Source organism: Kocuria sp., from assembly GCF_030530945.1.
Taxonomy (GTDB): Bacteria; Actinomycetota; Actinomycetes; order Actinomycetales; family Micrococcaceae; genus Kocuria.
Genome location: NZ_JAUMTZ010000007.1, coordinates 48,719 through 72,895, shown reverse-complemented (window position 1 = coordinate 72,895; position 24,177 = coordinate 48,719). Strand labels below are relative to the sequence as shown.

The window sequence follows — 24,177 nt, the reverse complement described above, 5'->3', positions numbered from 1 at the left end:
GAGTCCCGCGCCGGGGTGCGGATGTTCTCCGACGACGGCAAGTGCGTCCACGACCCCGTGCTCATGCGCCGGGCCCTGGAGTACGTGAAGGCCTTCGACGGCGTGGTGGCCCAGCACGCGCAGGAGCCGCGCCTGACCGAGGGCGCCCAGATGAACGAGGGCGCGGTCTCCGCGGACCTCGGGCTCACGGGCTGGCCGGCCGTCGCGGAGGAGTCGATCATCGCCCGGGACGTGCTGCTCGCCCAGCACGTGGACTCGCGGCTGCACATCTGCCACCTCTCCACCGCGGGCTCCGTGGAGATCGTGCGCTGGGCCAAGTCCCGCGGCGTGGCGGTGACCGCTGAGGTCACCCCGCACCACCTCATGCTCACCGAGGAGCTGGTGCGCACCTTCGACCCCGTCTACAAGGTCAACCCGCCCCTGCGCACGGACGAGGACGTCAAGGCCCTGCGCCGGGCGGTGGCCCAGGGCGTGGTGGACGTGGTGGGCACGGACCACGCCCCGCACACCGCGGAGGACAAGGAGTGCGAGTGGTCGTGCGCCGCCCACGGGATGACCGGGCTGGAGACCGCGCTGTCCGTGGTGCAGCAGGCGCTCGTGGACACCGGGCTCGCGGACTGGCGGCGGGTCGCGCAGATCATGTCCCACCGTCCGGCGGAGATCCTGGGACTCACGGACCAGGGCCAGCCCCTGCGCCCGGGGGCCCCGGCGAACATCGTGCTGTGGGACCCCCGCGGGGCCACCCCTGTGGACCCCGCCACCCACGCCTCCAAGGGACGCAACAGCCCCTACCGGGGCATGACACTTCCCGGCGCCGTCCGGGCCACCTTCTACCGCGGCCACCCCGTGGTGCGTGACGGTGAGCTCGCCACGCCCCTCGGCCACTGAGCCACCCACCCTCGAAAGGTCGTGGAGTCCATGTCCGACAAGCTCGTACCCACCCTGCTCACCGTCCTGATCGTGGTGGTGCTCTTCGCGCTGCTGTGGTGGGGGTGGCAGGGCCGGGTGCGCCGGCAGTCGGGACTGTCCGACCTGGCGCAGCCCCCGCGCGACATCGTCCGCCACGCCACCGCCCGCGTGGACGGGATGTACGTGGTCACCACGTACACGGACCAGCCGCTGGAGCGCATCGCCGCCCACGGTCTCGGGGTGCGCACCACCGCCGAGGCCGTGGTGGCCCCGGAGGGGATCCTCCTCAACAGGCAGGGGGCCACGGACCTCTTCATCCCGCGCGCGGACCTGCGGGCCGTGTCCACCGCCTCCGGGATGGTGGGCAAGTTCGTGGAGCGCGACGGGCTCGTGGTGCTCACCTGGGACCTCGGGGACACCCGCGTGGACACCGGCTTCCGCGCGCGCACCGGTGAGGGCTCCCACGAGCTCGAGGACGCGGCGTCGGCCCTGCTGGACGCCTGAGACGTAGACACGGGGACGCGCCGCACCGGCGCTCCCGCACGCTGAACGAAAGGAGTTCGCCATGAACTCACCACGCATCGAACCGGCCGTGCTGGTCCTCGAGGACGGCACGGTGTTCCACGGCCGCGCCTGGGGCGCCCAGGGCACGGCCTTCGGCGAGGCGGTCTTCGCCACCGGCATGACCGGCTACCAGGAGACGCTCACGGACCCCTCCTATGCGGGCCAGATCGTGGTCCAGACCGCGCCGCACATCGGCAACACCGGCGTGAACCTCGAGGACATGGAGTCCCGCAGGATCTGGGTCAGCGGCTTCGTGGTCCGCGACCCCGCCCGCAGGCCCTCCAACTGGCGCAGCGAGCGCTCCCTGGACGAGGAGCTCGACGCCCAGGGCGTCCCCGGCATCCAGGGCGTGGACACCCGCGCCCTCACCCGCCATCTGCGGGACAGGGGAGCCATGCGCGCCGGGATCTTCTCCGGGGACGACGCCGCCCTGCCCACCTCCCAGCTCGTGGAGCGCGTCACCGCGCAGCCCACGATGGCCGGGCAGGCGCTCGCCGAGGCGGTCAGCACGGACGAGACCTACACCGTGGAGCCCTCCGCCCACGGCTGGGACGCACCCGTGAAGCACACCGTGGTGGCCGTGGACCTGGGCATCAAGTCCATGACCCCGCAGCGGCTGGCCGAGCGCGGCGTGCGCGTGCACGTGGTCCCGGCGGACTCGGGCCTGGAGCGGATCCGGCAGCTGCACCCCGACGGCGTGTTCTACTCCAACGGCCCCGGCGACCCCGCCACCGCGGACGAGCAGGTGGAGACGCTGCGCGGCGTGCTGGACGCGCGCATCCCGTTCTTCGGCATCTGCTTCGGCAACCAGCTGCTGGGCCGGGCCCTGGGCTTCGGCACGTACAAGCTGACCTTCGGCCACCGCGGCATCAACCAGCCGGTGAAGGACCTCGCCACCGGAACCGTGGAGATCACCTCCCAGAACCACGGCTTCGCGGTGGACGCCCCCGTGGGGGAGACCGTGACCGCCCCCGAGCAGCGCTACGGCCGGGTCACCGTGTCCCACGTGGGCCTCAACGACAACGTGGTGGAGGGCCTGCGCTGCGAGGACATCCCCGCGTTCTCCGTGCAGTACCACCCCGAGGCCGCCGCCGGCCCCCACGACTCCGCGTACCTCTTCGACCGTTTTGTGGACATGATGGACCGGGCCGCCCGCGGCTCCGCTCCGGAAGCAGGAGACAACTGATGCCCCGCAGGCAAGACCTCAACAGCGTCCTGGTGATCGGCTCCGGGCCCATCGTGATCGGGCAGGCCGCCGAGTTCGACTACTCCGGCACCCAGGCCCTGCGCGTGCTCAAGGACGAGGGGCTGCGCGTGATCCTCGTGAACTCCAACCCGGCCACCATCATGACCGACCCCGAGTTCGCGGACGCCACCTACGTGGAACCCATCACCCCGGAGACGGTCGAGAAGATCATCGCCAAGGAGCGCCCCGACGCCGTCCTGCCCACCCTGGGCGGGCAGACCGCCCTGAACACCGCGCTCGCCCTGGACGCCAACGGCGCCCTGGAGAGGTACGGGGTGGAGCTGATCGGCGCGGACGTGGCCGCCATCAACCTCGGCGAGGACCGCGAGGCGTTCAAGGGCGTCGTCGAACGCTGCGGCGCCGAGTCCGCCCGCTCCGAGATCGTCCACTCCATGGACGAGGCGCTCGCCGCCGCCGAGAAGCTCGGCTACCCCATGGTGGTCCGTCCCTCCTTCACCATGGGCGGGCTGGGCTCCGGGCTCGCGTACAACGAGACGGACCTGCACCGCATCGCCGGTGCCGGCATCCAGTACTCGCCCACCTCGGAAGTGCTCCTGGAGGAGTCCATCCTGGGGTGGAAGGAGTACGAGCTGGAGATGATGCGCGACGCCAACGACAACGTGGTGGTCGTGTGCTCCATCGAGAACGTCGATCCCGTGGGCGTGCACACCGGTGACTCCGTCACGGTGGCCCCCGCCCTGACCCTCACCGACCGCGAGTACCAGCGCATGCGCGACATCGCGATCGCCGTGATCCGCGAGGTGGGCGTGGACACCGGCGGGTGCAACATCCAGTTCGCCGTGGAACCGGCCACCGGGCGCATCGTGGTGATCGAGATGAACCCGCGCGTCTCCCGCTCCTCGGCGCTCGCGTCCAAGGCCACGGGCTTCCCGATCGCGAAGATCGCCACGAAGCTGTCCCTGGGCTACACGCTGGACGAGATCCCCAACGACATCACGCGCAAGACCCCCGCGAGCTTCGAGCCCACCCTGGACTACGTGGTGGTGAAGGTCCCGCGCTTCGCGTTCGAGAAGTTCCCGGCCGCGGACCCCACGCTGACCACCACCATGAAGTCCGTGGGGGAGGCCATGGCGATCGGGCGCAACTTCACGGAGGCGCTGCAGAAGGCCATGCGCTCGCTGGAGCAGAAGGGCTCCTCCTTCGACTTCACCCGCCCCGCGGTGGAGCCCGGGCCGAACACCGTGGCCCGTCTGGTGGAGCGGACACGGGAGACCACCACCGAGCGGCTGCGCAACGTGCAGCGCGCGCTGCTGGCGGGTGCCACCGTGGAGCAGGTCTTCGAGGCCACCGCGATCGACCCCTGGTTCCTGGACCAGATCCAGCTGCTGAACGAGACCGCGGAGCTCGTGCGCGCGGACCCGGACCTGCACCCCGCCATGCTGCGGGAGGCCAAGCGCCACGGCTTCTCGGACGCGCAGATCGGGGAGCTCGTGCACCAGGAGGAGTCCGTGGTGCGCGGGGTGCGCCACGCCCTGGACATCCGCCCGGTCTACAAGACCGTGGACACGTGCGCCGCGGAGTTCGAGGCCTTCACCCCGTACCACTACTCGAGCTACGACAGCGAGACCGAGGTGGCCCCCCACGCCAAGCCCTCCGTGATGATCCTGGGCTCGGGCCCCAACCGGATCGGGCAGGGCATCGAGTTCGACTACTCGTGCGTGCACGCGTCCATGGTGCTGCGCGAGGCCGGGTACGAGACGGTGATGCTCAACTGCAACCCGGAGACCGTGTCCACGGACTACGACATCTCCACGCGCCTGTACTTCGAGCCCCTCACCTTCGAGGACGTCATGGAGGTCGTGGAGGCCGAGCGCCGCTCGGGCGGGTTGCTGGGCGTGTTCGTGCAGCTGGGCGGGCAGACCCCGCTGAAGCTCGCCGCGGACCTCAAGGCCGCCGGAGTGCCGATCCTGGGCACGAGCCCCGAGGCCATCGACCTCGCGGAGGACCGCGGGGAGTTCGCACGCGTGCTCACCGAGGCCGGGCTGCGCCAGCCCAAGAACGGCACCGCCCACGACTTCGAGGCCGCCAGCCGGATCGCCCACGAGATCGGCTACCCCGTGCTGGTGCGCCCCTCGTACGTGCTCGGCGGGCGCGGCATGGAGATCGTCTACGACGAGGCGTCCCTGCGCGCGTACCTGGAGAACGCCACCGAGGTCAGCCCCAGCCGCCCCGCGCTGATCGACAAGTTCCTCGAGGACGCCATCGAGATCGACGTGGACGCCCTCTACGACGGCCACGAGTGCTACGTGGGCGGGGTCATGGAGCACATCGAGGAGGCCGGGATCCACTCCGGGGACTCCGCGTGCGTGCTGCCCCCCATCACCCTGGCCCCGGACGTGGTCGCCCGGGTCCGCGAGGCCACGGAGGCCATCGCCCGCGGCGTGGGCGTGCGCGGTCTGATCAACCTGCAGTTCGCGCTCGCCTCGGACGTGCTCTACGTGATCGAGGCGAACCCGCGGGCCTCCCGCACCGTCCCGTTCGTCTCCAAGGCCACGGGCGTGCAGATGGCCAAGGCCGCCGCGCTGATCGGCACGGGCTCCACGATCGCGCAGCTGCGTGCCCACGGTGTCCTGCCCACGGGTCACGACGGCACCACCCTGCCGGAGGGCACCCCCACCGCCGTGAAGGAGGTCGTGCTCCCGTTCGCGCGCTTCCGCACCCCGGAGGGCACCGTGGTGGACTCGCTGCTGGGTCCCGAGATGCGCTCCACGGGCGAGGTCATGGGCGTGGACAAGTACTTCGACACGGCGTTCGCCAAGGCCCAGGCCGCCGCGGGCGGACCCCTGCCCACCTCCGGCGCGCTGTTCGTCTCGGTGGCCAACAAGGACAAGCGCTCCGCGGTGATCCCGGTCAAGATGTTCGCGGACCTGGGCTTCGAGATCGTCTCCACGGGCGGCACCGCGCAGGTGCTGCACCGCAACGGCATCGAGTCCACGGTGGTGGCCAAGATCGCGGACGCCCAGGGGGACGAGCCCACGGTCGCGGACCTGATCACGGACGGGAAGATCGACCTGATCTTCAACACCCCCTCCGGCGGCCAGCAGGCGCGCGGGGACGGGTACCAGATCCGTGCCGCCGCGACCTCCGTGGGCGTGCCCACCATGACCACGGTCTCCGAGCTCGGGGCGGCGCTGCAGGCCATCACCGCGCAGCGGCAGTACACCTGGTCGGTGACCTCCCTGCAGGAGCACGAGCGCACCCTGCGCGAGCGCGCCGAGGAGGCCTCCCGTGGCTGACTCCCCGGCCCAGGACCGACCCGCGGCTCCCGCGCAGGGCGCCACCCCGGTGCACGACGCCGCCGCGGCGCGCGAGCCGTTCGGCGCCCGGCTGCAGCGGGCCATGGCACAGAACGGCCCGCTGTGCGTGGGGATCGACCCGCACCCCTCCCTGCTGCAGGCGTGGGGGCTGCCCACCACGGCGGCGGGCCTGGAGACCTTCTCCCTCCGGACGCTGGAGGCCGCGGCGGGCCGCGCTGCCGCGGTCAAGCCGCAGGTGGCCCTGTACGAGGCCTACGGCTCCACCGGGTTCGCGGTGCTCGAACGGGTGCTGCGGGAGGCCGCGGCCGCCGGTGTGCTGAGCATCGCAGACGCCAAGCGCGGGGACATCGGCTCCACCATGGCCGCCTATGCCGCCGCCTGGCTCTCGGACGACTCCCCGCTGGCCGCCGACGCCGTGACCCTGAGCCCGTACCTGGGCGTCGAGTCCCTGCGTCCCGCACTGGACCTCGCCCGCAGCACCGGGCGCGGCACCTTCGTGCTCGCGCTGACCTCCAACCCCGAGGGGGCCAGCGTCCAGCACGCGGGTGGCCCCGACTCCGTGGCGGGCACCGTCCTCGCCGCCGTGGCGCGGGAGAACGCGGAGCGGCGCGGGGCCACGGCGGACCCCGGCACCGGTCCCGCCCGGGGAACCGACCCGGGCCGGGACCACGGTGACGCGCGACGCGGCGGCGGCGCGGCGGCGTCGTCCGAGGTCGGACACGGGACCGCACGAGGTCACGGCGGCGATCGTGACCGAATCGTGACGTCGTCCCGTTCCGCGGGGCTGGGCTCGTGCGGAGTGGTGGTCGGCGCCACCGTGGGGGAGGCCCTGGAGCGGCTCGGCTTGGACCTGCGCCCGCTCCACGGGCCGGTCCTCGCACCCGGCTACGGTGCCCAGGGAGCAGACGCGCACGCCGTGGCGCGGGTGTTCTCCCAGGTCAGGGGCACGGTGCTGGCCAACTCCTCGCGCGGTGTGCTGGCCCACGGCCCAGACGTGGCCGCCCTGCGGGAGGCCGTGGACCGCGCGAGCGGGGAACTCGCGGAGGTTCTGCAGCGCCCCTGAGGAGTCTCCGAGCCGCCCCGTGACGAGCGCGCGTCCGCGCACGTCACGGGGCGGTCTTCGTGCGCGCCCGTATGTACGCGAGCAAACGCGTCGGGTATTTTCGTGGCGAGGACTCCCGCGCACCACCCCCCTGTCATCGGTGCGCGCCGGGGCCCCTGGGCTATCTAGGAGGAGAGCTGGGCATGGCACTGCGGCCACTGACCGATGAAGAGCGCGCCCGTGCGCGAGAGAAGGCCACGGCGGCACGGTCCGCTCGGGCCGAGATCAAGAAGTCCCTGCGGGACGGCTCCGTGAGCGTGGCGGAGGTGCTGCACCGCGGCAAGGAGGACGACGCCGTGAGCCGCCTGAAGGTCACGGAGCTGCTGGAGGCCACGCCGGGCATCGGCAAGGTCCGCTCCGCGGCGATCATGGAGCAGATCGGGATCGCGCCCACCCGCCGCGTGCGGGGGCTGGGTCAGCACCAGCGCCGGGCGCTCGTGGAGTACCTGGACCGCTGAGCGCGCGGCGGGGCGGCACCGCGGTCCCGTCCCGCCGCGGCCACCGCGGTTGGTACAGTGGCGGACGACCGCTCGGTCCGTCTCCCACCGTCCCCTGGAGGTACCCGTGTCCCGCACGCCCACCGTGACCGTTCTCGCCGGCCCCACGGCCGTGGGGAAAGGAACGGTGTCCACGTACGTGCGCGACCACTACCCGGACGTGTGGCTGTCCGTCTCCGCCACCACGCGCGCGCCCCGTCCCGGCGAGGTGGACGGCGTGCACTACTTCTTCGTGGGGGACGCCGAGTTCGACCGCATGGTCGAGGAGCACGACCTGCTGGAGTGGGCCGTGGTGCACAACCTCCACCGCTACGGCACCCCCCGCCACAAGGTGGAGGAGGCCCTGGCCGCGGGGCGCAGCGTGCTGCTGGAGATCGACCTCCAGGGAGCCCGGTCGGTGCGCCAGGCCATGCCAGAGGCGCAGTTCGTCTTCCTCGCCCCGCCCAGCTGGGACGAGATGGTGCGCCGCCTCGTGGGGCGCGGCACCGAGACCCCCGCCCAGCAGCAGCGCCGCCTCGAAACGGCTAAACTGGAACTTGCGGCGCAGTCGGAGTTCGACCACACGGTGGTCAACGACACCGTGGAGCGCGCCGCCGCAGAGCTCGTGGCCCTTATGGGGCTGCCCGGCGGGCGGGAGCACTGAGCGCCCCGCCGCCCCCGCGGACCCCTTCCGGTCCGCCCGCGAACCACAGAAACACACGTCCACCACAGGAGTCGAGAGAACACGTGAGCACGAACAACGAAGGCATCGTCAACCCGCCCGTCGATCGGCTGCTCGACAAGACGGACTCCAAGTACGGACTCGTGATCTTCGGCGCCCGGCGCGCCCGCCAGATCAACGCGTACTACTCGCAGTTGCACGAGGGCCTGTTCGAGTACGTGGGACCGCTGGTGGACACCCAGCTCAACGAGAAGCCCCTGTCCATCGCGTTCCGCGAGATCGACGAGGGCCTGATCGAGGCCGACCACGTGGCCCACGCGTCCTTCACCCCGAACGGTCAGCTGGTCGGCGACGAGCCCACCGCCACCGACATGTTCACCGGGGACTTCTTCGCGCAGACCCAGGAGCAGGACGGCACCGCGGTGTTCTCCGACGGCGTGGAGATCACCGAGACGGCCGAGGCCGATGACACCGCCTCCGGCGAAGAGGTCACCGAGACCACCACGGAGACCGTGGTCGAGGACACCACGGACGACTCCGCGGAGACCTCCGAGCAGTGACACCGCCGGACACCGGCCCCGCCCCCGTCCCCACCCCGACCGCCGCGCCGCTGCGCGTGGTGCTGGGTGTGGGCGGGGGCATTGCCGCATACAAGGCCGCATCCCTCTCCCGGCTGTTCTCCGAGGCGGGCCACCACGTGGTGCCCATGCCCACCCGCGCGGCCCTGGAGTTCGTGGGTGTCCCCACGTGGGAGGCTCTCACCGGGGAGCACGTCTCCGGATCGGTCTTCGACCGCGTGGACACCGTGAACCACGTGGCACAGGGCCAGGCTGCGGACCTCGTGGTGATCGCCCCGGCCACAGCGGACCTCATGGCCCGGGTGGCCCACGGCCACGCGGACGACCTGCTCACCACCACCGTGCTCGCCACGGCCGCCCCCGTGCTGCTGGCCCCGGCCATGCACACGGAGATGTGGCTCAACCCCGCCACCCGGCGCAACGTGGCCCTGCTGCGCGAGCACGGCCACACCGTGATGGAACCCGCCACCGGCCGTCTCACCGGCTCCGACAGCGGCCCGGGGCGGCTGCCCGAGCCGCGGGAGATCTTCGAGGCCGCACTCGCCCTCGTCACGGACACCACCCCCCGCGCCGGCGGGGGCGACGCCGCCGGGGCCGCGGGTGCCCTGCGCGGACGCCGCGTGCTGGTCACGGCCGGTGGCACCCGCGAGGCGCTGGACCCCGTGCGCTTCCTGGGCAACCGCTCCTCGGGCAAGCAGGGGGTCGCCCTGGCCGAGGCCGCGCGGGACGCGGGGGCGCACGTCCACCTGGTCGCGGCCCACGTGGAGACCGACCTGCCGCGGGGTGTGGAGCTCACGCGCGTGTCCTCGGCCCACGAGCTGCAGGAGGCCGTGCTCGCCGCGGCGGAAGACAGCGACGTGGTGGTCATGGCCGCCGCCGTGGCCGACTTCCGCCCGGACACCGTGGGCGAGCACAAGATGAAGAAGTCCGAGGACGGCACGGACCCCGTGATCCGCCTGGTGCGCAACCCGGACATTCTCCGGGCGCTCGTGGAGCGGCGCGACCGGTGCGGCGCGGAGCAGCTGGTGGTGGGCTTCGCCGCGGAGACCGGGGACGCCGAGCACTCCGTGCTGGAGTTCGGCCGGGCCAAGCTGCGGCGCAAGGGCTGCGACCTGCTGGTGCTCAACGAGGTGGGCACCGACAAGGTCTTCGGCCGGGACGACACCGAGGTCACCGTGCTCTCGGCGCGCTCCCCGGAGGAGCCCACGGCGCGGGGCTCCAAGACGGAGGTGGCGCGCTTCGTGGTGGAGCGCATCGGCCACGAACTGGGTGTCCGGGGCGCCGGGTAGTGTGGGGGCGTGACCGCATCGAGTGAACACCTGAGAATCTTCACGTCCGAGTCCGTGACCGAGGGGCACCCGGACAAGATCTGCGACCAGATCTCGGACTCCATCCTGGACGCGCTGCTGAGCGAGGACCCGCAGTCCTCGGTGGCCGTGGAGACCATGGTGACCACGGGACTGGTGCACGTGGCCGGTGAGGTCAAGACGGACGCCTACGTGGACATCCCGCACATCGTGCGCAAGACCCTGCTGGACATCGGGTACAACTCCTCGGTGCACGGCTTCGACGGCGAGTTCTGCGGCGTCTCCATCAGCGTGGGAGAGCAGTCCAACGAGATCTACGACGGCGTGTTCACCTCCCTGGAGGAGCGCACCGGTGTGGCCAGGGACCCCCGGGACGTGCAGGGCGCGGGGGACCAGGGCATCATGTTCGGCTACGCCTCGGACGAGACCGAGGCGCTGATGCCCGCCCCCATCCTGCTGGCCCACCGGCTGTCCGAGCAGCTCACCCGGGTCCGCAAGACCGCCGTGCTGCCCGAGCTGCGTCCGGACGGCAAGACCCAGGTGACCCTCGGCTACGACGGCCACACACCCGTGTCCGTGGACACCGTGGTGGTCTCCTCCCAGCACGCGGAGAACTACCACCTGGACCAGCTCGCCCGGGACATCACCACCAGCGTGGTCACCCCGGTGCTGGAGGAGTCCGGGCTGGACCTGTCGAGCACACGGATCATCGTGAACCCGGCGGGCAACTTCGTGCGCGGCGGGCCCGTGGGGGACGCCGGGCTGACCGGGCGCAAGATCATCGTGGACACCTACGGTGGCATGGCCCGCCACGGCGGCGGGGCGTTCTCCGGCAAGGACCCCTCCAAGGTGGACCGCTCTGCGGCGTACGCCATGCGGTGGGTGGCCAAGAACGTGGTGGCCGCGGGTCTCGCACGCCGCGCGGAGGTCCAGGTGGCCTACGCGATCGGGCAGGCGCACCCGGTGGGTCTCTACGTGGAGACCTTCGGCACCGAGACGGTTGACCCCGTGCGGATCGAGAGGGCCATCACCGAGGTCTTCGACCTGCGCCCGCTCGCGATCATCGAGGACCTGGACCTCAAGCGCCCCATCTACGCGAAGACCGCGGCGCACGGGCACTTCGGCCGCAACGACCCCGACTTCACCTGGGAGCGCACGGACCGGGTGCAGGAGCTGCGTTCCGCCGCGGGGCTGTGAGCTCCGCGGCCCAGCCGGAGGACCCGGGGGAGCAGCTGGCGCTCTCCGGGCTTCCGGCGGCCGCACCCCGGGACCGTGCAGCCCGTGCGGCTGCCCGCCGCGCCCCCGCTTCCGAGGCCGCGGCGCCTGAGCGTCCGGTGGCCAAGGTGCTGCTGGAGGCGTACGTGCCGCACCTGGACCGCCGCTTCGACTACCGCGTCACCGCCGCGCTGGACCAGCAGGCGGTGGTGGGATCCAAGGTGTCCGTGATCTTCTCCGGACGGAAGATGTCCGGGTGGGTCGTGGACCGGGTGGACCGCACGGACGTGGCGGAGGACCGGTTGCTGCCCATCCGCCGCGTGCTCAGCCCCCTGCCCGTGGCCCGGCCCGAGATCGTGGAGCTCGCCGAGGCCGTGGCGGACCGCTGCGCGGGCACCGCCGCGGACGTCCTGCGCGTGGCCATCGCGCCCCGGGTGGCGCGCGTGGACAGGGAGTTCATCGCGGAGGACCCGCAGGAACCGGCCTCGCAAGCACCGGCCTCGCCGTCCCCTGTCCCGGACACCGGTGTCCAGGAGACCGAGGCCGTGGATGACGCGTCGCCAGGCGCGGGCGGCGCCGCCGCCGGAACGTCGGCAACCACGCGAACGGCCGGGGATTCCTCCACCCCCGATCCCGTGGACCCCTCCGTGACCGGAGGCGCGGCGGCTCCCGAGACCTCCCTCTGGGAGCGGTACGACCGCGGCCCCGAGTTCATCGCAGCCGTTGCGGCGGGAACGCAGGCGCGCGCCGTCGTGGAGGTGCTGCCCTCGGCCGAGGACCACGACTGGGCCGCGCTCACGGCCAACGCCATGGCCACCGCCCACGCGGCGGGCCGCGGTGCGGTGGGTGTGGTGGCGGACCACAAGGCGCTGGAGCGGCTGGAGCGGGCGCTGCACGCGCTCGTGGGGGAGGGCGCCGTCGTCCGGCTGCACGCCGGGGACGGACCCACGCCCCGCTACCGTGGGTTCCTGGAGCTCGCGCTGGGCCGCAAGCGCCTGGCCGTGGGCACGCGCTCCGCGGCGTACGCACCCGTGCGGGACCTCGCCCTGGTGTGCTGCCACGACGACGGGGACGTGAACTTCGTGGAGCAGCGCGCCCCGTACCAGCACACCCGGGACGTGCTGCTACTGCGCGCCCGGCAGCAGGGGCTCGCCGCGCTGTTCACCGGGTACGCGGTGAGCCCGGAGGCGCAGCGGCTCGTGGCCACCGGCTGGGCGTGGCGGGTGGCACCCCCGCGCGCGGAGCTGCGCCGGTTCTCCCCGCGCATCGAGGCGACCTCCGACTCCTTCAACACCGAGCGCGACCCGCTGGCTGCCCGGGCGCGGCTGCCCCACGAGGCGTTCCGCGTGGCCCGGGCCGGTCTGGAGCGCGGCCCGGTGCTCGTGCAGGTGGCCCGCAAGGGGTACGCACCGGTGCTCGCGTGCCAGCGCTGCCGCACCCCCGCCCGCTGCACGGCGTGCGACGGCCCCCTGTCGCTGACGTCCGCGAACGGGGTGCCCGTGTGCACGTGGTGCGGCAGGCAGGCGCACGACTGGCGGTGCGTGGAGTGCGGGTTCACGCGGGTGCGGCTGAGCTCCGTTGGAGCCGGGCGGACGGCCGAGGAACTGGGGCGCGCGTTCCCGCAGGTGCCCGTGATCTCGTCCAGCGACCGCACGGTGCGCTCCCGGGTGGGGTCCGAGCCCGCGCTCGTGGTGGCCACCCCGGGCGCGGAGCCCGTGGCCGAGGGCGGCTACGCGGCCGCCCTGCTGCTGGACGGCAACCAGATGCTCGCCCGTCCCTGGCTGCGCGCGGAGGAGCAGACGCTGCGCCGATGGTTCAACGCCGCCGCCCTCGTCCGGGCGTCCTCGCGCGGGGGCACGGTGGTGGTCACCGCGGACCAGGACCGCGCGGTCGCTGCCCTGGTGCGCTGGGATCCCGCCGGTCACTCCGCCCGTGAGCTTCAGGAACGCCACGAGCTGGGCCTGCCCCCGGCCGTGCGCACCGCCGCGCTCACGGGAACACGGGAGGCGGTGGCCGCCACGCTGCGGGACCTGCGGCTGCCGGAACGGGTGCGGGTGGTGGGCCCTGCGCCCGTGGAGTTCGTTGCGGGCAACGGCGCGGACCCCGCCGACGCCGAGACCGGTGAGAGACCGGCCGAGACGCTCGATGGTCTCGCCCGCGCTGCTTCCGGGGGTTCGGACGGTGCGGTGGGCGGCCGTGTCGGACCCGAACGCGGTGCTGAGCGTCCCTACCGGGCCCTGCTGTTCTTCGGCTTCGGGATCGCCCCGCGCGTCACCGCTGCCCTGCGGGCGGAGAAGGCCCGGGCCTCGGCACTGCGGGAGCACGCGCCGGTGAACGTGCGCTGCGACGTGGCGGACCTGCTGTAGCCGCCCGCCCACGCACGCACTCCGGAGGCGCGGCACCCCGGGTCCCTGGGCCGGCCCGGCAACTGGCCTACCATGACGGCCATGACGGCCAGGACGAGTGTGGATGCGGGCCCTCGACGGCTCACGGTGGTGCTGTTCCCGGGATTCGAGCTGCTGGACGTATTCGGGCCGGTGGAACTGTGCCAGGCAGTTCCCGGACTGGAGATCGACTACGCGGCGCGGGTGCCCGGTCTCGTACCGAGCTCCCAGGGCGTTCAGGTGCTGGCCGAGGCGGCGTGGCAGGACGTGGAGCCCGACATCCTGCTGGTCCCCGGAGGTCCCGGCACCCGGGCCATTGCCGCCGATCAGAGGCAGCTGAACGAGGTGGCCGAGCTCGCGGGACGGGCCAGCGTGGTGAGCTCCGTGTGCACGGGCTCGGCCGTTCTGGCGGCCGCGGGAGCCCTCGCGGGGTACCGGGCCACGAGCAACAAGCGGGCCTTCGAGTGGGTCGCGAGCTGCGGGGAGGGCGTCGAGTGGGACCCCTCCGCCCGCTGGGTACACGACCGTGACCGCTGGACGTCCTCGGGGGTCGCCGCCGGGATGGACATGGCCTGCGCGCTCATCACCTGGCTGTTCGGAGCGGAGAGCGCGCGCGAGTCCGCGCGCCGGTGCGAGTACACGCCGAACAGTGACCCGTCGGCCGATCCGTTCGCGCTCGACCACGAGCTCCCCGGGGCTGACGCACCGCTTCCGGACGCGAGGCGGTTGTAGCGCGTCCGCCGACAGGCCGGGCGACGACGGTCAGCTGCACGGGCGCGGCAGCTGACGAGCGGACTCCTCCCGCATGTGCCCCCGGCCCCTGTGCGGCTGCACGACAAGACGCGCCCGCCTCACACGCTCGGCACGATCGTGACCTGCACCCCCGCGTCCTCGAAGGGTTCCAGGGCGGCGCGGGGTGCGTCCTCGGTGGTCAGCAGGTGGGTGAGGTCCGCGACCGCCCCGAAGCGGAAGGTCGAGGGGCGGGTGAGCTTGTCCGCCGTGGTCACGAGCACGCGGCGGGTCGCGGACTCGATGGCTGCGGCCTTGATCGCGGCGTCCTCGGGGAGGTCGCACACGAGACCGCGGGTCGCGGAGATCGCGCACGCGCCCATCACGAAGACGTCGGCGCTCAGGGCCCGCACGGCGTCGGTGGCCTGCGTGCTCAGCTGCGCGAGGGTGTCGGTGGTGACCACTCCTCCGGGGACCACCACCCGGGCGGCGGGGTCGCTCCCGAGCGCGGTGGCGCTGTGCAGGGACAGGCACACGGCGGTCAGGGGTCTGCCCACGAGCTGCGTGGCCACGGCGTGGCACGTGGTGCCGTTGTCGATGATCACGGTGTCGTGGTCGCTGATCAGCTCGCACGCGGCCCGGGCGAGCGCGGTCTTGCGCTCGAGGTCCTCGCCCAGGCGCAGGGCGTAGGGCAGCTCCTCGCCGGACTTCACGGCGCGTGCCGCCCCGCCGGGCACGCGGCGCAGGGCGCCGTGGGCCTCCAGGGTGGCGAGGTCGCGACGGATCGTCACGGGGGACGCGCCCGTGAGACGGCTCAGCTGGCCCACGCTCATCCGCCCGGAGGAGCGCAGCGACTGGACGATCATCTTGGCTCGAACTGATCGGTGCATGTGATCATTCAGCCCCATAGCGTGATCAGTACGCAAGAGCTCCCGTTCCCGGAAAGGACATCCGATGGCCGTACTCGACCACGCCGCGCTCCACGTCGAGGACCTCGACGCAGTGTGCGACTTCTACACCACCTACGCCGGTGCCTCCCGCGGCCCCGGCTACCACAACCCCCGCACGGGGCTGCGCACACACTTCCTGAGCTTCGACGGCGGGGCCCGCCTGGAGGTGATGTCCCGTCCCTGCCACGACGAGCCGCAGTCCGCGCGTCACCTGGGTCTGCACCACGTGGCGCTGCACCTGGGGTCGCGGGAGGCCGTGGACGCCCTCGTGGCCCGGCTGCTGCGGGACGGCGTGACCGTCCTGGACGGCCCGCGCGTCACCGGGGACGGCTACTACGAGGCCGTGGTGCTGGACCCGGAGGGCAACCACGTGGAGCTGGTGGGCTGATGACGACGACACACCCCGCCCCCTCCGCCGGCACGGGACCGTCTGCCCGGTCCGCCCGCACCGCCACCCTCGTGGTGTTCGGGGCCAACGGCTTCGCCTTCGCGTCGTGGATGTCCCGGCTGCCGGACGTCCGCGCCCACCTCGAGCTCTCACCCGGTGCGCTCAGCGTGCTGCTGCTCGCGATCGCGGCGGGCTCACTGATCGGGCTGCCCCTGGCCGGGCGGGTGCTCGAGCGCACCGGCACCGCCCGCGGCACCCGGCTGGCCGCCGCAGTGGCCGCGGCCGGTCTGGTGGGAGCCTCGGCCGCAATTGCCGTGGCGCCGGACGTCCGGTGGGTGGCCCCGTTCCTCACGGTCTTCGGGCTGGGCAACGGCATGTGGGACGTGGCCCAGAACCTGGAGGGCGCCACCGTGGAGCACCGCCTGGGCCGCGCGATCATGCCGTGGTTCCACGCCGCGTTCAGCGGTGGCACGGTCCTCGGCGCCCTCACGGGGGCGGGTGCCATCGTCGCGGGTGTGCCCGTCGCGTGGCACGTGTCCCTCGCGGTCCTGCTGGCGGCGGGGCTCGCCTGGGTGGTCAGCACCCGGTTCCTCACGGCTCCGACGACGAGGCCGCCCGGGCCCTCGCGCGCCCGGCCCACCGGTGGGGCGTGGCGGGAGCCGCGCACTCTGCTGATCGGCGTGATGGCCATGGCGGCGTCCTTCACCGAGGGCACGGCCAACGACTGGCTCGCCGTGGGGTTCGTGGACGGCCACGGGGTCGGCTCCGGCGTGGGAGTGGTGGCGGTGAGCGTGTTCCTCGCGGCCATGACGCTCGCGCGGATCCTCGGCACGCGTGCCCTGGACCGCTTCGGCCGGGTGGCGCTGCTGAGCGTGCTGTTCACCCTGGCGTTCGCCGGGTGCGTGATGGTGGTCTTCGGTTCGCTCACGGTGGCGTTCCTTGGCGCCGCACTGTGGGGCGTCGGGGCGAGCCTCGGGTTCCCGGTGGGCATGTCTGCGGCCTCGGACGAGCCGGCACGCGCGGCGGCCCGGCTGTCGGTGGTCTCGACCATGGGCTACACCGCGTTCCTCGGCGGGCCCCCGCTGCTCGGTCTGCTGGGGGACCGCTTCGGCACGTTGCACGCGCTGCTCGCCGTGGGAGTGGCGGCCGTCGTGGCCACTGCGGCGGTGCCCGCGGCGCGGCGTCGGTGACGAGATGAGCCGGGCTGGCGACCAGGAGTGGCGAGCGCTCCCGCTCAGCCGCGCTGGTGCAGCTCCTCGGCCAGGGCCAGCAGGTCCCGGGCGGAGTCCTCCCACGTGTGCTCGCGAATCTTCGCCAGCCCCGCGAGGATGCGCGCCCGGGCGAGGTCCGGGTCGGTGAGCTCGCGCACCCGGGCGGCGAACGCGGCGTCGTCGTCCGCGGGGGCGTAGCCGGCGGCGTCCCCGGCGACCTCGTGGAAGATGGGCAGGTCCGAGCACACCACGGGGGCGCCCTGCGCGAAGGCCTCCACGAGCGGCAGCCCGTAGCCCTCCGCGCGGGACGCGGTGACGAGCGCGGCGCACGAGGCCAGCAGCTGCCGGTACTCGTCCTCGCCGACGCCGCGGTGGAACACCACCCGGGCCCCGCTCGGGACCTGGGCGCGCAGCTCGGTCTCCCGCGCGGGACTGATCCGGGACAGCAGGTGCAGGGTGTGCCCGGGCAGGTGGGCCACGGCGCGCAGCAGCGTCTCCACGTTCTTGTACGGCAGGAACGAGCCCATGTAGAGCAGGTCCGTGCCGCGCCGTCCCAGCCGCGCGAGCGCCTCGCTCTCCGGGATCCCGGACGACGGCGCCGCGTTGGCCACCACGCGCACCTCCCGCTTGGTGAGGCGGTGCGCGAGGATCTGCTCGCGGGAGGTCTGGGACACGGTGGCCACCGCGTCCGCCCGGTTGAGCGTGAGCCGCTGCGGCCACCACGCCTGGTGGTAGGCCCGCCACCCCCACTGCACGGCCAGCGGGAGGTCTCCGGGGGGCTGCGGGTGCTCGTAGTAGATGAGGTCGTGCAGGGTGAGGATCAGCCGGTAGCGCCTTCCCAGGGAGCCCATGGTCTGCATGGGGGAGAACACCACGTCCGGCGCGTACCTGTTCACGTACTGGGCGGTGAACGCCTCCGCCGGGGACGTCACGGACGGGCCCGTGAGGACGGGCACACCGTTCGGCACGAAGCCTCGCTGGGCGGGATCGCTGATCAGCGCGCACAGCCGCACCCGCGGGTCCGCCGCCGCCAGGCGTGCGGTGGCCGCGAGCAGCTCGGCGCTGTAGCGGCTGATCCCGTCGTGGTGGTCCGTGCGGATGTAGCGGGCGTCGAAGAGCAGCCTCACCGCCGCGACTCCCCGCGCGAGTCCTTCGAGGCCTCCCGCACCCGGGTCTCCCGGCGGAACTGGCGGGCGCTCGCCGCGGGGTCCACGGCGGGCAGCATCCCGGTGAGCTGGTCCGGGGTGGACTCGGTGGTGTCCGCGCGGGGCAGCTCGTCGTAGCCCTCCAGCGGTTCCGGGGCCGGGGACTCCAGGAAGTCCTCGATCAGCGCGGCGGCGGTCAGCGGTGCCTCGTAGTGGATCAGGTGGCCCACGCCCGGGATGATCTCCAGGCGGTGGCTGCGCACCCACGAGGCCATGGTGCGCTGGGACTCCACGGAGCCCAGGTCGTCCAGTTCCCCCACCAGCAGCAGGGTGGGCATGCTCAGGTTCATGGCCACCTCCGCCACGGTGCGGGAGATGGAGGCGTCGTACGCCTGGGAGAGCACGTCCCGGTTCGCGAACGTGTTGAAGTACGCCTGGTGCTGACGCAGGGCGTAGCGCTTGACCTCCGGGTCCTCGGACTTGACCATCACGTCCGTCATGAGCTTGACCACGGCGTCGGAGGACAGCAGCCGGGTGCCCAGCCGCCGCGGCAGCGCGGAGCCCGCGCCGTAGTACAGGCGGGTGAGCCGGGTGAGGTTCTTCTGCTCCCCGCTCAGGGCCGGCTGCGAGATGGGGTTGACCAGCACCAGCCGCTCCACCATGGACGGGTGCGCGGCGGCGAAGTGCGAGGCCAGGATGGAGCCGAAGGAGTGTCCCGCGAGCACCACGCCGGTGCCCGAGTCCGGGGTCACGGCACCGTCGGTCAGCGCGGTGACGAAGTCCCGCACGAAGTCCACGTAGGCGGCCACGGAGTGCTCCCGGTCCGGGAAGGGCTCCGAGCGGCCGAAGCCCGGCAGGTCAGGGAGGACCACGTGGTACTTCTCCCGCAGGGCGGAGGCGATCAGCTGCAGGCCGTGGTGGTCCCCGCGGAAGCCGTGGAGCATCACGAGCAGGGGCTTGCGCTGCTTGTCCGCGTCGTAGAACCAGTAGCGGACCCGGTACCCGCCCAGGTCCACGCTGCGTCGTTCGGCATAGGGGTTGTCCACGGGACCTCCATCGGGTGAGCATCGGCGCCACCATGGTATCCGGGCCCGGTCCAGGCGGGCCGTGACGGCCGCTGGTCTAAGCTGGGAGGGATCCCCACACATCCACGCGGGGGACCGCACGCCCACCCCGGCACCGGGGTCCGGGCACCCGGCCCCGCGAACCCTGAAGGCGAGGCACGTGAGCGAGCAGAGCACCCCGGAGGCGGGCACCGACTACGACGTCCGGCGGATCGAGTCCACCTGGTCCGGCTACTGGGAGCGCCACCGGGTCTTCACCCCCGCCGACGACGGCTCCCGGCCGCGGCGCTACGTCCTGGACATGTTCCCCTACCCCTCCGGCGACCTGCACATGGGTCACGCGGAGGCCTTCGCCATGGGGGACGTGGTGGCCCGCTACTGGCTGCACCGCGGCTACGACGTGATGCACCCCATCGGCTGGGACTCGTTCGGGCTGCCCGCGGAGAACGCCGCGATCAAGCGGGACGCGCACCCCGCGGAGTGGACCTACCGCAACATCGACACCCAGCGGGAGTCCTTCAAGCGCTACGCGATCAGCGCGGACTGGGACCGGGAGATCCACACCTCGGACCCCGAGTACTACCGGTGGACGCAGTGGCTGTTCCTGCGGTTCTACGAGCACGGGCTGGCGTACCGCAAGGACTCCCCGGTGAACTGGTGCCCCAAGGACCAGACGGTGCTGGCCAACGAGCAGGTGGTCAACGGGGCCTGCGAACGCTGCCACACCCCTGTGACCAAGAAGTCCCTGAACCAGTGGTACTTCAAGATCACGGACTACGCCCAGCGGCTGCTCGACGACATGGGCGAGCTGGAGGGGCACTGGCCCGAGCGCGTGCTGGCCATGCAGCGCAACTGGATCGGGCGCTCCGAGGGCGCCCACGTGGACTTCGTCGTCGAGGGCGCCCCGGCGGAGGGCGCTGACCCCACGGACACGTCCGGGCGCACGGTCACCGTGTTCACCACCCGCCCGGACACCCTCTACGGGGCCACGTTCTGCGTGGTCGCCGCGGACGCGCCCATGGCCGAGCAGATCGTGGCCCCGGAGCAGGCTGCGGCGCTCGCGGAGTACCGGGAGCGGGTCAAGGCGCTGTCGGACATCGAGCGCCAGGCCTCGGACCGGGAGAAGACCGGGGTGTTCCTGGGCCGGTACGCCGTGAACCCGCTCACGGGCGAGAAGCTGCCGGTGTGGGCCTCGGACTACGTCCTGGCGGACTACGGCACGGGCATGATCATGGCGGTGCCGGCCCACGACCAGCGGGACCTGGACTTCGCCCGCGCGTTCGACCTGCCCGTGCGCACCGTGCTGGACACCGGCGAGGAGGACCCCGCGGTCTCGGGCGTGGCCGCCACGGGGGAGGGCACCCTGGTGAACTCCGGCCCCCTGGACGGGCTGCCGAAGGCGCAGGCGGTGCAGCGCGCCGTCGAGATCGTCACGGAGGCCGGCACGGGCGAGCACCACGTGAACTTCCGGCTGCGGGACTGGCTGCTGTCCCGGCAGCGCTTCTGGGGCGCGCCCATCCCCATCATCCACTGCGCCTCCTGCGGGGAGGTGCCGGTGCCCGAGGACCAGCTGCCCGTGCGCCTGCCCGAGAACCTGCGCGGTGAGCAGCTGGCGCCCAAGGGACAGAGCCCGCTCGCGGCGGCGTCGGACTGGGTGAACGTCACGTGCCCGGCGTGCGGCGGTCCGGCGAAGCGGGACACCGACACCATGGACACGTTCGTGGACTCGTCCTGGTACTACCTGCGCTACACCTCCCCGCACGACGACGCCGCGCCGTTCGACCGCGCCGCGGTGGACCGCTGGCTGCCGGTGGACCAGTACGTGGGCGGTGTGGAGCACGCGATCCTGCACCTGCTGTACTCGCGGTTCTTCACCAAGGCCCTGTACGACTTCGGCCTGGTGGGCTTCACGGAGCCGTTCAAGGCGCTGCTGAACCAGGGCCAGGTGCTCAACGGGGGCAAGGCCATGTCCAAGTCCCTGGGCAACGGCGTGGACCTGGGTCAGCAGCTGGACGCGTTCGGCGTGGACGCGGTGCGCCTGACCATGGTCTTCGCGTCCCCGCCCGAGGACGACGTGGACTGGGCGGACGTCTCCCCGCAGGGCTCCCAGAAGTTCCTGGCGCGGGCGTGGCGCCTGGCCCAGGACTGCACGGCGGACCCGGCGGCGTCGTTCGCGGACGGTGACCGCGCGCTGCGCGGGGCCACGCACAAGACCGTGGCGGACGCCGCCCAGCTGCTGGACGCGGGGAAGTTCAACGTGGTGATCGCCCGCACCATGGAGCTGGTGAACGTGACCCGCAAGGCGATCGACTCCGGCTGCGGTCCCGCGGACCCGGCGGTGCGCGAGGCGGTGGAGGCCGTGGCGATCCTGCTGAGCCTCGTGGCCCCGTACACCGCCGAGGACATGTGGCACCTGCTCGGCCACGAGGACACCGTGGTGCGCGCCCCCTGGCCGGAGGTGGACGAGTCCCTGCTCGTGGAGGACACCGTCACCGCCGTGGTGCAGGTCAAGGGCAAGGTCCGCGACCGCCTGCAGGTCCCCGCGGACATCTCCGACGAGGACCTCGAGGCCGCGGCCATGGGATCCGCGGTGGTGCAGCGGCTGCTGTCCGAGGCCACGGTGCGCAAGGTCATCGTGCGCGCCCCGAAGCTCGTGAACATCGTGGTCTGATGACCGGCCACGGTTCCCGGAGCCCGTCCGCCCGCTCGCACGAGGGGGAGGGCGGGCTCCGCCCGTTCCCGGGTGGTTCCGGGGCGGGTTCCCCGGTCTCCTCCGGTTCCCCGGTTCTGCCCGGCGACGACGCCGCGGCGCCCGGTTCCGCTGCCGAGGGCGCGGCTCAGCGGCGCCGCGTGGCTGTGGTCACCGACAGCGCCGCGGCCCTTCCTCCCGCGTGGCTGGCGTCCTTCGAGGCCACCGGCGGCTTCGCGGCGGTGGACATGCCCGTGCTCATCGGCGGACAGCTGCACACGGAGGACGAGACGGACCGGCTGTCCTCCCTGGTGGTCGCGCTCGCGGAGGGCCGCCCGGTCACCACGTCGCGGCCCGCACCGGGGCAGCTGCGAGCCGCGTACCACCGGGCCGAGACGGCCGGGTTCGAGGCCGTGGTCTCTGTGCACCTGTCCGGGGAGCTCTCCGACACGGTGGCCGCCGCGCGGATCGCCCGGCAGGAGATCGGGATCCCCGTGCGCATCGTGGACACCGCGAGCGCGGGGCTCGGGCAGGGCCTGGGTGTGCGCGCGGCACTGGCCGCGGCGGCGTCGGGAGCGGGTGTCGACGACGTCGCCCGCGCAGCCCGTGAGGCGTCGGCCGCCGCTCAGGTGCTGATCCAGGTGCGGTCGCTGGACACGCTGCGCCGCGGAGGTCGGGTGAAGCCGACTGCCGCGGTGGTGGGCTCGATGCTGCAGCTCAAGCCGCTGCTGAGCCTGGCCGGAGGCAGGATCGTGACCGTGGAGCGCCCGGTGTCCGCACCGCGCGCGCGGGAGCGGTTCATGTCCCTGGTGGGCCGAGCGCTGCGGGAGGCGGAGCCGGAGCACCCGGTGCTGTGCGTGCACCACGTGGCGGACCCGCACGGGGCGCGGGAGATCGGGGAGGTGCTCGTGGACCGGTACCGCCCGGACGCGCGGCTGGTGGTCAGCGAGCTGCCCCCGGTGCTCAGCGCCCACCTGGGGCTGGGGGCGAAGGCGGCGGTGGTTGAGGGGCCCACCTCGGCGCCCGTCGCGCACGGTGTGAGGGCTCCCCAGCCCGGCTCCTGAGGGCTTTCCCGCTCACGGCCTCCACAGCGCAGTCCCCTCCCACCGGGTGCGGTGGCGGCCCGGGGTTCAGTGGGGGCATGAGAGGGATTGACGTCAGGGGACGGCGCAGATTTCGGGACACTGACGCCACGGAGCGGCTGAGCGCTCTGCTGCGGGAGGAGCACACCGGGTCGGGGTCCGCACCTGGTGAGGAACCGCAGGGCGGTGCACCCGCTGATTCCGGCTCGACGTCTGCGGAGGTGGCGGAGTCCCCGCACGAGTCCCTGCCCGGGTCTGCGGATGACGCCGGGTACGCGGCCCGGCACCGGGAGGACGTCACGCTCCGCCGCCGGCTGAGCCGACCGGCCCTTGTCCTGCTGTGCCTGGTGCTGCTCGTCGCGCTCGCGGCGGGGGCGGTGTCCCTGCTGCGCGGTGGCGGGAACGGGGACGCGGTGGTCACGTCGGCGGAGGCGTCCTCGGACGCGGATGACACTCGGGGCTCTCGGGCCGGGCGGGACACTGCGGGCGCATCCCACGCCCGCTCGGACGGCGCGGGTGCGGAGGACAGCGGCGCGTCGTCGGTGGGGGCGTCCAGTGCCGAGAGCGGTGCGTCGGCCTCGGCGGCTGCCTCTCCGGGTGGCGCCGCGACCGGGGGTGTGCTCACGGTGCACGTGGTGGGGGAGGTGAAGGACCCCTCCGTGGTCACCCTCTCACCCGGGTCCCGCGTCATGGACGCCGTCACGGCGGCGGGCGGCTTCACCCCGGAGGCGGTCAAGGACCGCATCAACCTGGCGGCGACCGTCACGGACGGAGCGCAGATCGTCATCCCCAACGCGCAGAACGCGGACCAGGTGCTCACGGCCCCGGCGCAGCCCGGGGGCGCCGGCACGGGAGGTGCCTCGGCGGGGAGCAGCGGTACGGGAAGCCCAAGCGCCGGGGCGGGCGCCGTTGCCGGAACCACGTCAGCGGGAACCGGCGCCGCTGCCGGTGGCACCCCCGCCCCGGGCGGTGCGCTCGTGAACCTCAACACCGCCACGGAGACCGAGCTGGAGGAGCTGCCCCGCGTGGGTCCGGTGCTCGCCCAGCGGATCGTGGAGTTCCGCACCCAGCACGGCCCGTTCACCGCGCCCGAGCAGCTGGACGACGTCAGCGGTGTGGGTCCCGCCATGCTCGAGTCGTTGCTGCCCCTGGTCACGGTGTGACCGTCACCTGGGACC

General features: G+C 73.0%; 20 protein-coding genes. 17 read left to right on the top strand and 3 right to left on the bottom strand.

Annotation, left to right across the window (positions count from 1 at the left end):
- The 12 genes from Q4A22_RS07925 to Q4A22_RS07870 form a co-directional block, all read left to right on the top strand.
- Nucleotides 1-888, top strand: an 888-nt coding sequence (locus Q4A22_RS07925) for a dihydroorotase (RefSeq protein WP_303178353.1), incomplete at its 5' end; no start/stop codon positions are given.
- Between the two features lie 30 nt (nt 889-918).
- Entirely contained in the window at nt 919-1,413 is a 495-nt protein-coding gene (locus Q4A22_RS07920; RefSeq protein WP_303178456.1) for an ABC transporter permease, read from the top strand.
- A gap of 61 nt (nt 1,414-1,474) precedes the next feature.
- Nucleotides 1,475-2,659: a glutamine-hydrolyzing carbamoyl-phosphate synthase small subunit gene (carA, locus tag Q4A22_RS07915; protein WP_303178351.1), complete on the top strand. Its 1,185-nt coding sequence runs from the start codon at nt 1,475-1,477 to the stop codon at nt 2,657-2,659.
- Nucleotides 2,659-5,976, top strand: a complete 3,318-nt coding sequence (carB, locus tag Q4A22_RS07910) for a carbamoyl-phosphate synthase large subunit (protein WP_303178349.1) — start codon at nt 2,659-2,661, stop codon at nt 5,974-5,976. The genes carA and carB overlap by 1 nt, the downstream gene beginning before the upstream one ends.
- Nucleotides 5,977-6,025: 49 nt before the next feature.
- A complete protein-coding gene (gene pyrF, locus Q4A22_RS07905) occupies nt 6,026-7,060 on the top strand; it encodes an orotidine-5'-phosphate decarboxylase (RefSeq protein WP_303178455.1) in 1,035 nt (344 codons plus the stop codon).
- Nucleotides 7,061-7,242: 182 nt separating this feature from the next.
- Nucleotides 7,243-7,557 carry an integration host factor, actinobacterial type gene (gene mihF, locus Q4A22_RS07900; RefSeq protein ID WP_303178348.1) on the top strand — a complete coding sequence of 105 codons (315 nt, stop codon included), beginning with the start codon at nt 7,243-7,245 and terminating at the stop codon, nt 7,555-7,557.
- A 106-nt stretch (nt 7,558-7,663) separates the two neighbouring features.
- On the top strand, nt 7,664-8,239 hold the full coding sequence (gmk, locus tag Q4A22_RS07895; protein WP_303178346.1) for a guanylate kinase: 576 nt from the start codon (nt 7,664-7,666) through the stop codon (nt 8,237-8,239).
- An 83-nt stretch (nt 8,240-8,322) separates the two neighbouring features.
- Nucleotides 8,323-8,817, top strand: a complete 495-nt coding sequence (gene rpoZ, locus Q4A22_RS07890) for a DNA-directed RNA polymerase subunit omega (RefSeq protein WP_303178345.1) — start codon at nt 8,323-8,325, stop codon at nt 8,815-8,817.
- A gap of 50 nt (nt 8,818-8,867) precedes the next feature.
- Complete coding sequence (gene coaBC / locus Q4A22_RS07885) at nt 8,868-10,124, top strand: bifunctional phosphopantothenoylcysteine decarboxylase/phosphopantothenate--cysteine ligase CoaBC (RefSeq protein ID WP_303178454.1); 1,257 nt, start codon at nt 8,868-8,870, stop codon at nt 10,122-10,124.
- Nucleotides 10,125-10,133: 9 nt separating this feature from the next.
- Nucleotides 10,134-11,339, top strand: coding sequence for a methionine adenosyltransferase (gene metK / locus Q4A22_RS07880; protein WP_303178343.1), 1,206 nt, complete (start codon nt 10,134-10,136; stop codon nt 11,337-11,339).
- Nucleotides 11,336-13,723, top strand: a complete 2,388-nt coding sequence (locus Q4A22_RS07875; protein WP_303178341.1) for a primosomal protein N' — start codon at nt 11,336-11,338, stop codon at nt 13,721-13,723. Before metK ends, Q4A22_RS07875 begins: the two co-directional genes overlap by 4 nt.
- A gap of 81 nt (nt 13,724-13,804) precedes the next feature.
- Nucleotides 13,805-14,473 (top strand): DJ-1/PfpI family protein, encoded by a 669-nt coding sequence (locus Q4A22_RS07870; RefSeq protein WP_303178339.1) that lies wholly within the window; start codon nt 13,805-13,807, stop codon nt 14,471-14,473.
- A gap of 119 nt (nt 14,474-14,592) precedes the next feature.
- Here the strand turns inward: Q4A22_RS07870 and Q4A22_RS07865 are convergent, their stop codons facing one another.
- Complete coding sequence (locus tag Q4A22_RS07865; protein ID WP_303178336.1) at nt 14,593-15,360, bottom strand: DeoR/GlpR family DNA-binding transcription regulator; 768 nt, start codon at nt 15,358-15,360, stop codon at nt 14,593-14,595.
- Nucleotides 15,361-15,424: 64 nt separating this feature from the next.
- Between Q4A22_RS07865 and Q4A22_RS07860 the strand changes: the two genes are divergently transcribed.
- Both Q4A22_RS07860 and Q4A22_RS07855 read left to right on the top strand, forming a co-directional pair.
- Nucleotides 15,425-15,808 carry a VOC family protein gene (locus tag Q4A22_RS07860; RefSeq protein WP_303178334.1) on the top strand — a complete coding sequence of 128 codons (384 nt, stop codon included), beginning with the start codon at nt 15,425-15,427 and terminating at the stop codon, nt 15,806-15,808.
- Nucleotides 15,808-16,998, top strand: a complete 1,191-nt coding sequence (locus Q4A22_RS07855; RefSeq protein ID WP_303178332.1) for an MFS transporter — start codon at nt 15,808-15,810, stop codon at nt 16,996-16,998. The genes Q4A22_RS07860 and Q4A22_RS07855 overlap by 1 nt, the downstream gene beginning before the upstream one ends.
- Nucleotides 16,999-17,042: 44 nt before the next feature.
- On the opposite strand, the gene Q4A22_RS07850 is transcribed toward Q4A22_RS07855, so the two are convergent.
- Both Q4A22_RS07850 and Q4A22_RS07845 read right to left on the bottom strand, forming a co-directional pair.
- Complete coding sequence (locus tag Q4A22_RS07850) at nt 17,043-18,146, bottom strand: glycosyltransferase (protein ID WP_303178330.1); 1,104 nt, start codon at nt 18,144-18,146, stop codon at nt 17,043-17,045.
- On the bottom strand, nt 18,143-19,210 hold the full coding sequence (locus Q4A22_RS07845) for an alpha/beta fold hydrolase (protein WP_303178328.1): 1,068 nt from the start codon (nt 19,208-19,210) through the stop codon (nt 18,143-18,145). Before Q4A22_RS07845 ends, Q4A22_RS07850 begins: the two co-directional genes overlap by 4 nt.
- A 178-nt stretch (nt 19,211-19,388) precedes the next feature.
- Here Q4A22_RS07845 and leuS point away from each other — a divergent pair, with 178 nt between their 5' ends.
- The 3 genes from leuS (at nt 19,389) to Q4A22_RS07830 (ending at nt 24,162) form a co-directional block, all read left to right on the top strand.
- Nucleotides 19,389-21,899 carry a leucine--tRNA ligase gene (gene leuS, locus Q4A22_RS07840; protein WP_303178326.1) on the top strand — a complete coding sequence of 837 codons (2,511 nt, stop codon included), beginning with the start codon at nt 19,389-19,391 and terminating at the stop codon, nt 21,897-21,899.
- Complete coding sequence (locus tag Q4A22_RS07835) at nt 21,899-22,981, top strand: DegV family protein (protein ID WP_303178324.1); 1,083 nt, start codon at nt 21,899-21,901, stop codon at nt 22,979-22,981. The genes leuS and Q4A22_RS07835 overlap by 1 nt, the downstream gene beginning before the upstream one ends.
- Nucleotides 22,982-23,058: 77 nt before the next feature.
- Nucleotides 23,059-24,162, top strand: coding sequence for a ComEA family DNA-binding protein (locus tag Q4A22_RS07830; RefSeq protein WP_303178322.1), 1,104 nt, complete (start codon nt 23,059-23,061; stop codon nt 24,160-24,162).
- Nucleotides 24,163-24,177: the final 15 nt, after the last annotated feature.

Coding starts and splice junctions, on each gene's coding strand:
- Q4A22_RS07835 (WP_303178324.1), top strand. CDS start 21,899: ATGACCGGCCACGGTTCCCGGAGCCCGTCCGCCCGCTCGCACGAGGGG.
- carB (WP_303178349.1), top strand. CDS start 2,659: ATGCCCCGCAGGCAAGACCTCAACAGCGTCCTGGTGATCGGCTCCGGG.
- Q4A22_RS07870 (WP_303178339.1), top strand. CDS start 13,805: ATGACGGCCAGGACGAGTGTGGATGCGGGCCCTCGACGGCTCACGGTG.
- Q4A22_RS07920 (WP_303178456.1), top strand. CDS start 919: ATGTCCGACAAGCTCGTACCCACCCTGCTCACCGTCCTGATCGTGGTG.
- Q4A22_RS07860 (WP_303178334.1), top strand. CDS start 15,425: ATGGCCGTACTCGACCACGCCGCGCTCCACGTCGAGGACCTCGACGCA.
- Q4A22_RS07855 (WP_303178332.1), top strand. CDS start 15,808: ATGACGACGACACACCCCGCCCCCTCCGCCGGCACGGGACCGTCTGCC.
- Q4A22_RS07865 (WP_303178336.1), bottom strand. CDS start 15,360: ATGCACCGATCAGTTCGAGCCAAGATGATCGTCCAGTCGCTGCGCTCC.
- Q4A22_RS07830 (WP_303178322.1), top strand. CDS start 23,059: ATGAGAGGGATTGACGTCAGGGGACGGCGCAGATTTCGGGACACTGAC.
- mihF (WP_303178348.1), top strand. CDS start 7,243: ATGGCACTGCGGCCACTGACCGATGAAGAGCGCGCCCGTGCGCGAGAG.
- carA (WP_303178351.1), top strand. CDS start 1,475: ATGAACTCACCACGCATCGAACCGGCCGTGCTGGTCCTCGAGGACGGC.